Origin of the sequence: Pseudarthrobacter sp. GA104 (assembly GCF_009741265.1) — a bacterium.
Taxonomy (GTDB): domain Bacteria; phylum Actinomycetota; class Actinomycetes; order Actinomycetales; family Micrococcaceae; genus Arthrobacter.
Window position 1 is genome coordinate 3,260,413 of the sequence record NZ_WOWL01000001.1, and the last position, 12,651, is coordinate 3,273,063.

Genomic DNA, 12,651 nt, shown 5'->3' on the forward strand with positions numbered 1-12,651 from the left:
AGGCCCGCCGGTGCAGGAGGGGCGGGCCTTCATTGTTCAAATCCCTACTTGGTTAGCAGGTGAGCGGCACGTCACCGGTCAGCCGGGTACCGGTGGCCTCGCAGGTGAAGATGACTGTTCCTACGGGCTGTTCAATGACCAACTTAACGGAGGTCACGGACAGAACGGGGTTGACGCCCGTCCAGTTGGAGTTGGCGCAGCCAGCTTCAGCGGCAGTGACTGTTCTTGGCGCGGAAAGGACCGCGGGGTCGGTGTGGAGGGTGAGATTTCCGTTCTTGATGGCGTCCTTGGGGACCAATTTAGGCGCCGTCACAGGGCCCACCAGGACCTTGTTCTGCCCGGGCGCGACGTTGCCGCCCTGGTTCTGGCACTGGTAGACGGCGGAACCGGAAACGGTCACCGTAGCGAGCAGATCCTCGCCCCCCAGGCCCGCGAGCACTGTGTGGCAAGTGACTGAGGCTGATGACCCGGTGTAGGTAACGGTACAGACCGGTTCGCCGTTCTTTTTGAAATGCGGGCTGGCGGCCTGCGCTGCAGACAACCCCGTTGTGAAAACGAGCAGCAGGGCCGCGAACAGCATGAGTAATGGGCGGAGATGGGATTTCATGATTTGCCTCTAAAGAGCACTGTCAGTCCATTCGGAGGATGGACACAATATTCCCTTGGCCGCAGCCAACGTTTCCGTTGGCTCGGCGCAGATGGCCGATCCGTTGCCCCAGCTGCGTGGGCCGAAACGGGGCGCGCAGCCCAGTTACGCACGCCCTCACCATGCACAGCCGCAGCAGCCTGATCGCGCGCAGGCCTGCAGTTGCAAGCCCTAGACTACACCTGCAGGGGCCCTCCGTCATGCCTTAGCGGGACCAGCGCGCAGGGCCGGAACGTGCCTTTTAATCGGAAGGATATTTCCGGTTTTGGCCCATCGGCGACTTTGCGGGGGAGACTGCTTTCCTTTCTGCAATATCTTGCGGTTTTCCTTGTTCTGGTGGATTGTGGCAGGAGCAAGCGTGTTAATCGGCAATATCCTGCGGAAAGGGAACGATGGAAGACGTGGCGGCCATTGGGGAGATGATCCGGCGCGCGCGGAAGGAGTCCGGAATTACCCAGGCCACGCTGGCGGACCTTGCGGGTACCTCCGCCCGCACCATCCATGCCATTGAAACAGGCACGGGCAACCCGTCCCTGGTTACGGTGGCCGCCGCCGCCAACGCGGTGGGGCTCCACCTCCGGGCTACCGATGAGTGAGGACCTGCGGCGCCTCAAATTCGTCCGCGGGGCGGATGTGTACAAGGCAGGCATCCTGGCAGGGCACCTGACCCGCACGGAACGCGGCAGCGTGACCTTCTCCTATGCTGAGCACTACCTCCGTGCCGGTGCGCGGCCCGTGGCAACCACCCTGCCCGTCACTGCCGAACCCGTGGAATCGCCCAGCGGCGCACTGCCCGCCTTCTTCTCCGGCCTCCTGCCGGAAGGCCACCGGCTCACCGTGCTCAAGGACGCCGTTAAGACGAGCCTGGGCGATGAGCTGAGCCTGCTCCTCGCCGTCGGCGCGGATGTGCCCGGCGATGTGCAGGTTGTCCCGGCAGGCGAACCCCTGGTGGAGCAGCAGCCGCTGGCGGATACATCCCGGCCGGAGGACCTGGACTTCGCGTACCTGGCGGACGCGGTGGACCCGCACGGACTCCCCGGCGTGCAGCACAAAGCCAGTGCCTCAATGATGACCACGCCGCTGGCCCTCGCCAACCGGCGCTACCTCCTCAAACTGGACCCTCCCCAGTACCCGCACCTTGTGGTGAACGAGGCTGCCCACCTCGCCGGGGCCAAAGCCCTCAAGATACCGGTGGCCAAACACAGCGTGGTCACTGACAGGAAAGGCAGGCCGGGGCTCCTTGTGGAGCGGTTCGACCGCGTCCACGCTGACGGGCCGGTCCGGCTGGCGCTCGAGGACGGGGCGCAGGTGCTGAACCTTCCTCCGGCGTCGAAATACGCGGTCAGCTCCGAGCGCCTGGTCCTGGCGCTGGCCGGACTGTGCAAGGCCAAGGCCGTGGCCGCCAGGAACCTCTACCTGCAGTTCGCCTTCGCCTGGCTGACCGGCAACGGGGACCTCCACGCCAAGAACGCCGCCATCCTTGCGGGCCGGAACGGCGGCTGGGCCGTTTCCCCGATGTACGACATCCCGTGCACACTGCTCTACGGCGACGACACCATGGCGCTGCCCATCGCCGGCAAGGTCAAGGGACTCAAAGCCAGGCACTGGCAGGAGTTCGCAGCCGCCATCGCGCTGCCCCCGAGGGCAGCGGCTGCCGCCAATGCCCTCGCCCTCAGAGCAGCCGAGGGCATCGACCTGGACGCCTTGCCCTTTACGGGATCACCCCTCAACGGCGCACGCAGGGAGCTCCGGTTCCGCAGGGCCCAACTGGTTTCCTGATCCGTTCCGGGCACCACCCTCCGCGAGGCCCTGCTCCGGATCGATTGACTTTCGATAGTTAGTGGTCGAAACTCGATACATGAAAATCACCCGCCTGGCCGTCACTGCTCTTAGGGTGGTGCTCGTTGCCGCGTTCCTCCTCCTGGTCCTGTTCCAGGTCATGTCCATTCCCGGCCAGTTCGCCCATATGGCGCAGGAGAACCCTGAGCGGGCGTACCTGCAGTGGCCGCTGACCATGTTCTTCATTCTGGAGGTGGCCTGCGTCCAAGTGGTGATCGTGAGCACCTGGAAGCTGCTGACGCTTGTCAGGCAGGACAGGATCTTCAGCCGCGGCGCCCTGGTGTGGGTGAACGCGATCGTGTGGGCCATCGCGGCCGGCTGGGCCATGCTCGCCGCGCTCGCCGCCGTGGTGGTCCTCAACGCCGACGATCCAGGACTGCCGCTCCTGCTGCTGCTGGTCCTGGTGGCCGGCGCCGCCGTGGGCCTTGTGGTGGTGGTGCTCCGCGCCCTGCTCCGGCAGGCTGCGGACCTCCGCGCGGACATGGAAGCCGTCATCTGATGCCCATCGTGGTGCGCATCGACGTCGAACTGGCCAAACGGAAGATGAGCGTGGGGGAGTTTGCCGAACGTGTGGGCCTCACGCCCGCCAATGTGGCGGTCCTGAAAAACGGCCGTGCCAAGGCGGTCCGCTTCAGCACGCTGGAAGCGATGTGCCGGGTCCTCGAGTGCCAGCCCGGCGACCTGCTGGAGTTCGTGGAGGACTAGTGCCGCGCCGCGATGCCGTCCAGGGATCCTAGGATTCGTGGACGTCCCGCCGATAGTATCTGATCCAGGAATAAGGTCAGCCTCCTTACGTTTGGTAAAGAAATGGTCGAAGCGGCACCTGCAACTGATTCGCCGGTTATCCGCCGGAACAACGTCACCCTGTCCGGCCGCCCTGATGGGCCGGTGATGCTGTTCGCGCATGGTTTCGGCTGCGACCAGGACATGTGGCGCAGGCTCCTGCCGCATTTCGCCGAGGACCACCGGCTGATCCTCTTCGACCACGTGGGCGCCGGACGCTCGGATGCCTCTGCCTACGACCGCACCAAATACGGATCCCTCGACGGCTATGCGGCCGACCTGCTGGAAATCTGCGCGGCCCTTGACCTGAGGGACGTCACCGTCGTCGGCCACAGCGTCAGCGCCATGATTTCCGTGCTGGCGGCAGTCAAGGAGCCCGGCCGCTTTGCGCATCTGATCTTGGTGGCGCCGTCGCCCCGCTACACCAACGACCCGTCCAGCGGCTACGTGGGCGGGTTCTCGCGGGAGGACATCGAGAGCCTGCTGGACTCTCTGGACAGCAACTACTTTGCCTGGGCCGCAGCCCTCGCGCCGATGGTGATGGGCAACCCGGACGAACCCGAACTGGCCGAGGATCTCCGCGGCAGCTTCTGCCGGACCAACCCCTCCATCGCGCGGCACTTCGCCAGGGTCACCTTCCTCTCCGACACCCGGAACGAACTCGGCAAAGTACGCACCAGCAGCCTGATCCTGCAGTGCTCCGACGATCTGCTCGCGCCGCCCGAAGTGGGCACGTACCTGAACCGGCAGTTGGAACGCAGTTCGCTGGTGCACCTCAAGGCCGCCGGCCATTGCCCGCACGTCAGCGCACCGGAGGCAACAGCGGCGGCCATCCGGCAGTACCTTGCCGCCGGCCCGTGACAGGCGCCCAGGCCGGCGGGCCGACGGACTTCGAGTCACTGTTCCACAAGGCGCCGTGCGGCTACCTGGTAACGGACGACGGCGGGAAAATCACCGCGGTCAACGACACCTTTGCGCACTGGTCGGGTTATGCCCGCGCGGAACTCCTGGGAACCCGGCTGCAGTCCCTGATGCCCATCGGCGACCAAATGCTGTACTCCACGCACTGCATTCCGCAGCTCGGCATCACCGGGGCTGTTTCGGAAATAGCCATAGAGATTGTTGCCGCTGACGGACGGCGCCGCGCCGCGCTGCTTTCGGCCTCGAGATCTCCCGGCTCCCCGCAGCAGGCCGCGAGTGTCCGCGTCATCATCTTCAGCGCCCACGAACGCCGGATGTACGAAAAAGAACTGGTGTCCGCCCTGCGGGAGGCCGAGGAATCCGAAGCCCGGCGGGTGCAGGCCGAAACCGAACTGCAGCACCTTGCGGCCCACGACGCCTTGACCGGCCTCCCCAACAGGGCGGGGCTGAGAGCCCGGCTCAGTCCGATCCTGGCGGATCGCCCTAACGGCACTGGCACCCTGGCCGCCCTCTTCATTGACCTTGACCATTTCAAGGCGGTCAATGACAGCCTGGGCCATGCCGCAGGGGACGAACTCCTGAAGTCCGTGGCGCAGCGGCTGGTGCCGGCGGCCGGGGAGGCCCGCACCGTGGCCCGGCTTTCCGGGGACGAGTTTCTCGTGGTGGACGTGTTTGGGTCCGCCGAGGAAGCAACAGCGCTCGCGGCCAGGCTCCTGGACGTCCTCAGCGCCCCGATCCTGCTCGAGGGCCTGGAGATCGTGACCTCCGCCAGCATCGGAGTGGCCGTATCCGGGGACGAGCCCGAAACCCTGGACGACCTTGTCCGCCGCGCAGACATCGCCATGTTCCGGGCAAAGGCGCTCGGCCGCAACCGCTGGGAGATTCACCGGCACGCGGAATCCGACCCCACCGTGGACCGGCTCCGGTCCCTCGGCGAGCTGCGCCGGGGGATCAGCGACGGCGACCTGCGGGTGCATTACCAGCCCCGCGTGGACCTGCGCACCGGCCTCGCCAGCGGGGTGGAAGCCCTGGTCAGGTGGCAGCACCCGACCCGCGGGCTGCTGCCGCCGTCGGAATTCATTACCATGGCCGAGGAATCAGGCCTGGTGCGGCCCCTGGGTGCGTGGGTCCTGGATGAAACCCTCAGGCAGGCAGCCAGTTGGCGCCGCGAGGGCCGCCGTGCCGCGGAGCTCGAAGTTGCGGTCAACCTGTCAACCCGGCAGCTGAATGACCCCGGGCTGGTGCCGATGGTGGAAGAGGCCCTCCGGCTTCGGCGGATGGACCCCGCGGTGCTGCTCCTGGAGATCACCGAAACAGCCTTGATGGCGGATCCCGGCGCGGCCCTCGAGTCCTTGACCGCCCTCAAGAACCTGGGCGTGGGCCTTGCTGTTGACGACTTCGGCACGGGATACTCCAGCCTGACTTACCTGAAGAAATTCCCGATTGACGAGTTGAAGATCGACCGTTCCTTCATCGGCGGACTGGACTCGGACAAGGGGGACGCCGCAATCGTGGGCAGCTGCATCGAGCTGGCACACGCGGTGGGCCTGCGGGCCGTTGCCGAAGGCGTGGAAACGTCCGGCCAGCTGCGAACCCTCAAGGAGATGGGCTGCGATCTTGCCCAGGGTTACCACTTCACCCGTCCGCTTCCGGCCCCCCTCCTCAAGGAATGGCTGGAGGCGCACTCCAGCAGTTAGCCGGTTCCAAGGTCGAAAGACTCTGTGGGCCGGGGAGCCCCGGCCGGAAACTGGGGTATGGGCGCTGATGCGGTGGTGCAGCTGGTGGACCTCCGAAAGAGCTTCGGGAAGACCACCGCACTGGACGGCGTGAGCTTCACTATTGGCGAGGGCGAAGTCTTCGGCTACCTCGGGCCCAACGGGGCGGGAAAGACGACGACGATCCGCGTCCTGATGGGCATGCTGCGCCCGACTGCGGGGCGTGCGGAAATCCTGGGTCGGGACTCGTGGCGGCAGTCCGTGGAGGTGCGGCAGCTGGTGGGTTACGTCCCCGGTGAACCGGCACTCTATGACCGGCTCACCGGCCGCGACCACATTGCCTTCTGCTCCCATCTCCGCCGCCACGATGCCTCGGCACGGGCCACAGAGCTGGCCGCCGGGATGGACCTTGACCTGGACCGCCCGGCAAAGACGCTCTCACGGGGGAACCGGCAAAAGCTGGCGGTGGTTCTGGCCATGATGTCCAGCCCACGGCTGCTGGTGCTCGACGAACCCACCAGCGGCATGGACCCCCTGGTACAGCAGGTTTTCCATTCGTTTCTCCGCGAGCACACCGCGGCCGGCGGTTCCGTGCTGCTTTCCTCCCACGTGCTCGGCGAGGTGGAACGGGTGGCGGACCGGATCGGCGTGGTGCGCGAAGGGCGCCTCGTTGCCGTGGAGCGCCTGCAGGAGCTCGCTGCCCGGTCTTTGCACCGGGTCCGTGCCAGTTTCGCCGAAGACATAGCCCACTCGGACTACGACGACCTGCCCGGCCTTCGCGACCTCGTGGTGAACAAGCGGACCATGACCTGCAATGCGCCGCAGGCCTCCCTCGACGCTTTGCTGAAAAGGGTCAGCGCGCACCGGGTAGTGGACTTCGAGTGCGCGGAAGCGCCACTGGAGGATACCTTCCTCACCTATTACGGGCCGCAGCACGCCGGAACAGAAGGTCCCGATGCTCACTAACGTTCTGGCCAAGGCACTCCGGGACCAGGGCCGCGCGCTCCTCGGCTGGTGCATTTCGGTTGCGCTGCTTATTGCCATGTACGTGGCGTTCTGGCCCACAGTGCGGGACCAGCCCTCCATGAGCGACCTCTTGGACCAGATGCCCGAAGCGTTCAGGGCCCTGTTCGCTTCCTCCGGCGCGGACATGTCCACCCCCACGGGCTACGTCCAGGTGGAACTGCTTGCCTTTATGGGACCGGCCGCGGTTTTGATGTACGCCGTCGGCTCGGGTGCCGGGGCAATCGCCGGCGAGGAAGACCGCCACACTCTGGACCTGCTGCTTTCCAACCCGGTCAGCAGGAGCCGTGTGGTCCTGGACAAATTCCTGGCCATGACCGCAGGGACCTTCCTGATCGCTGCCGTCATGGGTGTGGCCCTGGTGGCGGAGGGGAACCTCGTGGACCTCGACCTGCCAGCCGGCAAGGTGGCCGCCGCCATGCTGCACCTGGCCCTCCTGGGCGTGGTCTTTGGAACGTTGGCCCTGATGCTGTCCGCCTCCACGGGGCGGACCGGAATCAGCAAGGGTGTGCCCGCGCTGGTGGCCGTGGTCGCCTACGTTGTCAACGGCCTGGCGCCCCTGGTGGACTGGCTGGCAGACATCCAGGAGTTTTCGCCCTTCTACCAGTACATCGGCCACGATCCGTTGCGGAACGGACTCGACGGCGGAAGCGTGGCAATTTCTGCCGCGACCGCCGTCGTGCTCCTTGCAATGGCTGTGCTGGGATTCCGGCGGCGCGACGTCGATGCCTGAATGGCTTGCGGCAGGCCCGGAGCGCAGCTACCCGTCCATTCGGATACAACTGCGCTCACAGGCCGTGGAAACCACGAAGAAAAAGGTTGCGGCTGGCTCCCTGGCCCGATGATTGGGCGCTTCGGGTGCCGTTGCCTTGGGTGCCTAGGCGGCGATGAGGGCCGGCGAATAAGCGCGGCGCCCGGCGTCTGCGCGCGGTGCAAGGACGCTGATGGTGCAGGGTGCCTGCTCCGGATCGATCCTGGCCGGCAGGTGGTGTGTTGCAGAGGACGTATGGAGCATTTCCAGCGCTTCCGGGTCCACCCGGGCGTGGGAAATGTCCAGTTCGAGGTCGAGGCCATTCCGCAGGGAATTGGCGCGTTTAACTACTACATAAAGGGCGTTGACGCTGTGGACGGTGACGTGCCCCTTGGCAATCACGAGGGCCCTGGCGTGGTCGAGATCTACACGGACAACAATGTTCAGCTTGGAATTCAAGTTGTAAAGCCTTCCCCGGCATTGGCTGCGACGCTGCAGCTTCTTGCTATGGCCTGTTTCTTAAGCCTCAATCAGAGTAGGGGCTGAATGTGACGGACGCAACATCAGGCCAATTATTACAACGGTTAGGGTTTCCCCGTTGCCGGAAGCTTCGTGCGGCCCTCAAGCCCCGCCAGGCCCAGGGCCGCTTCCTTCAAGGCCCGTGGAAGGAAAGGCTTGGTGATGTAGGCGGCGGCTCCTGACGCCATTCCGGAAAGGACGTCCTCTTCCTCAGACCTGGCGGTGAGGAACAGCAGCGGAGTCTGGGTCACTTCCCGCAGGGCCCGGGCAACCTCATGACCGTCCATGTCCGGCAGGCCGAGGTCAAGGGTGATCAGGGACAGGGAGGAGCCGGCGGCTGTGCACGCGGCAATTCCCTCGGCCCCGGATTCTGCGGTCAGCACCTTGAATCCTGCACGGCCCAGCACGACAGTAATCAATCCACGGATGTCCGGGTCATCTTCTATGACCAGGCAAACGCCTTGTTCTTCCACTTGGCCCCCCGGCTCTTGCACCTGCCAAAAGTCTAAGGCTGGCACGCAGGTCACGGCCAAAAAGAAGGGATATTTCTTTCCTGCCACCGCCCTGGCCGTGGCAAGGGCTGCCCTGCAGCCAGCCCTTGCCAGGCTGCTATTCAGTGTTACTATGTACCGGTAGTCAGTATTACTAGGTAGCTGGAGGGCGGCCACATGGGCAAGCAGATGACCGAGATGCTCAAGGGAACACTCGAGGGCATCATCCTGGCCATCCTGGCCGTGCAGCCGGCCTATGGCTACGACATCACGGCGCGGCTGCGGGAGCAGGGCTTCTCCGATATTGCCGAGGGGACTGTCTACGCCCTGCTGGTCAGGATCGAGCAGCGCGGCCTGGTGGACGTGGCAAAAGTCCCGTCCGAGAAGGGGCCGCCGCGCAAGGTCTATTCGCTGAACGCGCAGGGCAGGGAGTACCTCGAAGAGTTCTGGAGGTCCTGGAGCTTCCTCGAAAAGCGGATCGGACAACTTCACCGTCACGTCAATAACCCCCAGGAACAAGGAGAGTAACCATGGCCCCAGGATGGATCGAGCGGGTTACAGGCCCTTTCGAGGACAAGAAGCGCTGGCGCCGGTACAAGGCCCGCAAGGAAGAACTCCCCAAGAGCTACCGGACGGCGATCGATGGACTTGAGCGCTACTTCATGTATGCCGGGTCCATCGTCAAGGGTGAGGTCCTCATGCAGATGCTTGAGGACCTCGCAGACCTGATTGAGCGGGCGGCCGTTGACGGCACGCCCATCCGCGACATCGTGGGGGAGGACCCCGTGGAGTTCGCCGACACCTTTATCCAGAACTACGCGGACGGGCAATGGATCAACAAGGAACGCAAGCGCCTGGCTGACTCCATTGACGAAGCATCCGGGGACGGCGCGTAACCGCGCCGCTAAGGAAGGAACGGAAATGACCGCAGACCAGGCCGTGCAACCCGCCATCCGGGTGCACGGCATCGAGAAGTCGTTCAAGGACCTGCACGTGCTGCGGGGCGTCGACTTCGACGTGAAGGCGGGAAGTATCTTCGCGCTGCTCGGCTCGAACGGAGCCGGGAAGACCACCCTCGTGCGGATCCTGTCAACGCTGCTGAAGGCCGACGCAGGCACTGCCACCGTGCACGGTTTCGACGTCGCCACGCACCCCGGCGACGTGCGCGGGGCGATCAGCCTGACAGGCCAGTTCGCCGCCGTCGACGAAGTGCTTACCGGCCGGGAGAACCTGGTGCTGGTGGCCAGGTTGCGGCACCTGAAGGACCCCGGAGCTATCGCCGACGACCTGCTGGCCCGGTTCTCGCTCACCGAAGCCGGAGACCGGAAAGCATCAACATACTCCGGTGGCATGCGCCGCCGGCTGGACATTGCCATGAGCCTGATCGGCAACCCGCCGGTCATCTTCCTCGACGAACCGACCACCGGGCTGGACCCGCAGGCGCGCCTCGAGGTCTGGCAGACCGTCAAGAGGCTGGCAGGCCAGGGCACCACAGTCCTGCTCACCACGCAGCACCTCGAGGAAGCCGAACAACTCGCCGACCGCATTGCGATCCTGCACGAGGGGACCATCATCCAGAACGGAACCCTCGCCGAACTCAAGCAACTCCTCCCGCCCGCCCGGGTGGAATACATCGAGAAGCAGCCCTCCCTGGAGGATGTCTTCCTCACCCTGGTCGGCGGGGCACGAAAGGACCTCCGATGACAACCCGCGTCCTCGGCGACACCGGCGTCCTCACCGGCCGCTCGCTGCGCCACATCCTGCGCAGCCCGGACACCATCATGACCACCGCGGTCACCCCGATCGCGCTGATGCTGCTGTTCGTGTACGTGTTCGGCGGCGCCATCAACACCGGATCCGACGAGTCCTATGTCAACTACATGCTCCCCGGCATCCTGCTCATCACCATCGCATCCGGCGTCGCGTACACTGCCTACCGGCTGTTCCTCGACTTGCAGGGCGGCATCTTCGAACGCTTCCAGTCCATGCCGATCGCGAGGCCGAGCGTCCTCTGGGCCCATGTGCTCACCTCCCTGGTGGCGAACCTGGCCTCCGTGGCGATCGTCATCGGCGTCGCGCTCATCATGGGTTTCCGCACCGGGGCCTCCCCGGCCGCCTGGCTCGCCGTCGCCGGCATCCTGGTCCTTTTCACCCTCGCACTGACCTGGATCGCCGTGATCGCCGGCCTTTCCGCGAGGACCGTGGACGGGGCGAGCGCGTTCAGCTACCCGCTGATCTTCCTTCCGTTCATCAGCTCGGCGTTCGTGCCTACCGGATCCATGCCCGGCCCGGTCGCGTGGTTCGCAGAGAACCAGCCCGTGACCTCCGTCGTGGATACCCTCCGGGCCCTGCTGGCCCAGGAACCCGTGGGCAGTGACGCCTGGACCGCCGTCGCCTGGCTGGCAGGCCTCCTCGCCCTGGCCTACGGCTTCGCCATCGCAGCCTACCGGCGCAGGATCCGCTGAGCAGGGTTCCCTGAAGCAGGGTTCCCTGCGGACGGGGCCCGTCGCGGCGGAACGCCTTTGTACCGGCCCTGGCGGAGGTCAGCCGATGATGGGCCGTTCCTCCGGCAGCCGGAAGAGGCGCGGGCGGGCCGCCAGGGCGAGTGCTGACGCCACCGCCACCGTTCCGATGCGGCCGGTGAACATGAGCGCCATAAGCACCCATTTCGCTGCCGGGGGGAGGTCGTACGTGATGCCGGTGCTCATGCCCACCGTGGCGAATGCGGAGATGGATTCGAAAAGGACCTTTTCCAGGCTGTAGTCCGTGAACATCAGCAGGAGCATGGTTCCAATGACGACGGCGGCGATCCCCAGCAGTGCGACGGACAGGGCCTGCCGCTGGGAGGACGAGCTGATGGAGCGGTGGGCGATGGTCACCTGGTCGCGGCCGCGGACCTCATTCCAGATGGCGAAGCCCAGCACCAGGAACGTCGTGATCTTGATACCACCGGCGGTGCCGGCGCTGCCGCCGCCGATGAACATCAGGATGTTGGTGACCATCAGCGTTTCGGGGGCAGCGGCACCGTAGTCAATGCTGTTGAAGCCGGCGGTGCGGGGAAAGACGCTGCCGGCGAAGGAGCCCAGGATTTTGCCCGTCAGGGAAAGCGGGCCCAGGGTTTGGTGCCTGTTCCACTCGAAGGCCGCGAACAGTGCGAAGCCGGCCACCAGGAGCAGCAGCGTTCCGTAGACGGTCAGGCGCAGGTGGACGGTCCAGTTCTTCGGCGCCACCTCAGCGCGGGTGAGCTGGATGAGCACCGGGAAACCGAGCCCGCCGGCAATCACGGCGAGGCAGATCGGAACGATGATCCACGGGTCTTCGGCGAAGCCGATCAGGTTGTCGCTGAAGAGGGAAAAGCCCGCGTTGTTGAACGCTGAGATGGCATGGAACAGCCCGTGCCACAGGGCGGTGGCAGGGTTCTGGTCGTAAGCGATCCAGAACCGGGCGGTCAGGATCAAGGCTGTTGCTGCCTCGAAGCCGAGCATGATCTTGGCCACCCGGAGCAGCACGGCCCGGACGTCCCCCAGGTTCAGGGTGTGGGTCTCGGACTGGGCCACAAGCTGGCCGCGAAGGCCGATGCTCTTGCGGACCAGCAGCGCCAGCAGCGTTGCCAGGGTCATGATGCCGAACCCGCCCACCTGGATGAGGCCCAGGATGATTCCCTGCCCGAACGGTGTCCAGTAGGTGGCGGTGTCTACGGTGATCAGGCCCGTGACGCAGACGGCGGAGACGGAGGTGAACAGCGCGTCGATGAACTCCGCGGAGCCCCCGTCCTGCCGGGCTGCCGGGATCATCAGCAGGGCGCCGCCCGTGATGATGACCAGCAGGAAGGCCACCGGGACGGCCCTGACGGGGTGGGTCAGCAGGCGGCGGACAAAGTTGTCCTTTTTGCTTTCCTTCCCGCTTTTGGCGTCCCGGAGCATCTTCTGGATTGCGGCGACATTGGCCGGTTCCGTGCCGGGG

At 65.5% G+C, this 12,651-nt stretch carries 16 protein-coding genes; 12 read left to right on the forward strand and 4 right to left on the reverse strand.

Annotated elements, in window-relative coordinates; all coding sequences use genetic code 11:
• Positions 1–52: 52 nt before the first annotated feature.
• The gene (locus GK109_RS14825; protein WP_157241474.1) at positions 53–607 is read right to left on the reverse strand and encodes a hypothetical protein; all 555 of its coding nucleotides are present in this window, start codon (positions 605–607) and stop codon (positions 53–55) included.
• A gap of 431 nt (positions 608–1,038) precedes the next feature.
• Here GK109_RS14825 and GK109_RS14830 point away from each other — a divergent pair, with 431 nt between their 5' ends.
• The 8 genes from GK109_RS14830 to GK109_RS14865 all read left to right on the forward strand — a co-directional run bounded on the left by GK109_RS14830 (position 1,039) and on the right by GK109_RS14865 (position 7,660).
• Positions 1,039–1,242, forward strand: a complete 204-nt coding sequence (locus tag GK109_RS14830; RefSeq protein WP_157241475.1) for a helix-turn-helix transcriptional regulator — start codon at positions 1,039–1,041, stop codon at positions 1,240–1,242.
• Entirely contained in the window at positions 1,235–2,425 is a 1,191-nt protein-coding gene (locus tag GK109_RS14835) for a type II toxin-antitoxin system HipA family toxin (RefSeq protein WP_157241476.1), read from the forward strand. Before GK109_RS14830 ends, GK109_RS14835 begins: the two co-directional genes overlap by 8 nt.
• Before the next feature lie 79 nt (positions 2,426–2,504).
• Positions 2,505–2,984 (forward strand): DUF2975 domain-containing protein, encoded by a 480-nt coding sequence (locus GK109_RS14840; protein ID WP_157241477.1) that lies wholly within the window; start codon positions 2,505–2,507, stop codon positions 2,982–2,984.
• A complete protein-coding gene (locus GK109_RS14845) occupies positions 2,984–3,190 on the forward strand; it encodes a helix-turn-helix transcriptional regulator (RefSeq protein ID WP_104998778.1) in 207 nt (68 codons plus the stop codon). The genes GK109_RS14840 and GK109_RS14845 overlap by 1 nt, the downstream gene beginning before the upstream one ends.
• Positions 3,191–3,292: 102 nt before the next feature.
• On the forward strand, positions 3,293–4,129 hold the full coding sequence (locus GK109_RS14850) for an alpha/beta fold hydrolase (RefSeq protein ID WP_157241478.1): 837 nt from the start codon (positions 3,293–3,295) through the stop codon (positions 4,127–4,129).
• On the forward strand, positions 4,126–5,886 hold the full coding sequence (locus GK109_RS14855; protein WP_370460612.1) for an EAL domain-containing protein: 1,761 nt from the start codon (positions 4,126–4,128) through the stop codon (positions 5,884–5,886). The genes GK109_RS14850 and GK109_RS14855 overlap by 4 nt, the downstream gene beginning before the upstream one ends.
• Positions 5,887–5,943: 57 nt before the next feature.
• Complete coding sequence (locus GK109_RS14860) at positions 5,944–6,870, forward strand: ABC transporter ATP-binding protein (protein WP_157241480.1); 927 nt, start codon at positions 5,944–5,946, stop codon at positions 6,868–6,870.
• Entirely contained in the window at positions 6,860–7,660 is an 801-nt protein-coding gene (locus GK109_RS14865) for an ABC transporter permease subunit (RefSeq protein ID WP_157241481.1), read from the forward strand. Before GK109_RS14860 ends, GK109_RS14865 begins: the two co-directional genes overlap by 11 nt.
• Positions 7,661–7,804: 144 nt before the next feature.
• Here the strand turns inward: GK109_RS14865 and GK109_RS14870 are convergent, their stop codons facing one another.
• Complete coding sequence (locus GK109_RS14870) at positions 7,805–8,137, reverse strand: hypothetical protein (RefSeq protein ID WP_157241482.1); 333 nt, start codon at positions 8,135–8,137, stop codon at positions 7,805–7,807.
• Between the two features lie 125 nt (positions 8,138–8,262).
• The gene (locus GK109_RS14875) at positions 8,263–8,670 is read right to left on the reverse strand and encodes a response regulator transcription factor (RefSeq protein WP_370460613.1); all 408 of its coding nucleotides are present in this window, start codon (positions 8,668–8,670) and stop codon (positions 8,263–8,265) included.
• Positions 8,671–8,865: 195 nt separating this feature from the next.
• Between GK109_RS14875 and GK109_RS14880 the strand changes: the two genes are divergently transcribed.
• Genes GK109_RS14880 through GK109_RS14895 form a run of 4 tightly spaced genes read left to right on the forward strand, consistent with a single transcriptional unit; the run spans position 8,866 to position 11,153 of the window.
• Positions 8,866–9,216 carry a PadR family transcriptional regulator gene (locus GK109_RS14880; protein WP_157241483.1) on the forward strand — a complete coding sequence of 117 codons (351 nt, stop codon included), beginning with the start codon at positions 8,866–8,868 and terminating at the stop codon, positions 9,214–9,216.
• A 2-nt stretch (positions 9,217–9,218) separates the two neighbouring features.
• On the forward strand, positions 9,219–9,584 hold the full coding sequence (locus GK109_RS14885) for a DUF1048 domain-containing protein (protein ID WP_157241484.1): 366 nt from the start codon (positions 9,219–9,221) through the stop codon (positions 9,582–9,584).
• 25 nt (positions 9,585–9,609) lie between these two features.
• Positions 9,610–10,392: an ABC transporter ATP-binding protein gene (locus tag GK109_RS14890; protein ID WP_157241485.1), complete on the forward strand. Its 783-nt coding sequence runs from the start codon at positions 9,610–9,612 to the stop codon at positions 10,390–10,392.
• Complete coding sequence (locus GK109_RS14895; protein ID WP_157241486.1) at positions 10,389–11,153, forward strand: ABC transporter permease; 765 nt, start codon at positions 10,389–10,391, stop codon at positions 11,151–11,153. The genes GK109_RS14890 and GK109_RS14895 overlap by 4 nt, the downstream gene beginning before the upstream one ends.
• A gap of 78 nt (positions 11,154–11,231) precedes the next feature.
• Here the strand turns inward: GK109_RS14895 and GK109_RS14900 are convergent, their stop codons facing one another.
• Positions 11,232–12,611, reverse strand: a complete 1,380-nt coding sequence (locus GK109_RS14900; RefSeq protein WP_157242990.1) for a TrkH family potassium uptake protein — start codon at positions 12,609–12,611, stop codon at positions 11,232–11,234.
• Positions 12,612–12,651 lie beyond the last annotated feature (40 nt).

What these genes read in the sequence shown, in the direction of transcription:
- GK109_RS14825 (WP_157241474.1), bottom strand. Translation starts at nt 607, where the DNA reads ATGAAATCCCATCTCCGCCCATTACTCATGCTGTTCGCGGCCCTGCTG.
- GK109_RS14830 (WP_157241475.1), top strand. Translation starts at nt 1,039, where the DNA reads ATGGAAGACGTGGCGGCCATTGGGGAGATGATCCGGCGCGCGCGGAAG.
- GK109_RS14835 (WP_157241476.1), top strand. Translation starts at nt 1,235, where the DNA reads ATGAGTGAGGACCTGCGGCGCCTCAAATTCGTCCGCGGGGCGGATGTG.
- GK109_RS14840 (WP_157241477.1), top strand. Translation starts at nt 2,505, where the DNA reads ATGAAAATCACCCGCCTGGCCGTCACTGCTCTTAGGGTGGTGCTCGTT.
- GK109_RS14845 (WP_104998778.1), top strand. Translation starts at nt 2,984, where the DNA reads ATGCCCATCGTGGTGCGCATCGACGTCGAACTGGCCAAACGGAAGATG.
- GK109_RS14850 (WP_157241478.1), top strand. Translation starts at nt 3,293, where the DNA reads ATGGTCGAAGCGGCACCTGCAACTGATTCGCCGGTTATCCGCCGGAAC.
- GK109_RS14860 (WP_157241480.1), top strand. Translation starts at nt 5,944, where the DNA reads ATGGGCGCTGATGCGGTGGTGCAGCTGGTGGACCTCCGAAAGAGCTTC.
- GK109_RS14865 (WP_157241481.1), top strand. Translation starts at nt 6,860, where the DNA reads ATGCTCACTAACGTTCTGGCCAAGGCACTCCGGGACCAGGGCCGCGCG.
- GK109_RS14880 (WP_157241483.1), top strand. Translation starts at nt 8,866, where the DNA reads ATGGGCAAGCAGATGACCGAGATGCTCAAGGGAACACTCGAGGGCATC.
- GK109_RS14885 (WP_157241484.1), top strand. Translation starts at nt 9,219, where the DNA reads ATGGCCCCAGGATGGATCGAGCGGGTTACAGGCCCTTTCGAGGACAAG.
- GK109_RS14890 (WP_157241485.1), top strand. Translation starts at nt 9,610, where the DNA reads ATGACCGCAGACCAGGCCGTGCAACCCGCCATCCGGGTGCACGGCATC.
- GK109_RS14895 (WP_157241486.1), top strand. Translation starts at nt 10,389, where the DNA reads ATGACAACCCGCGTCCTCGGCGACACCGGCGTCCTCACCGGCCGCTCG.
- GK109_RS14900 (WP_157242990.1), bottom strand. Translation starts at nt 12,611, where the DNA reads ATGCTCCGGGACGCCAAAAGCGGGAAGGAAAGCAAAAAGGACAACTTT.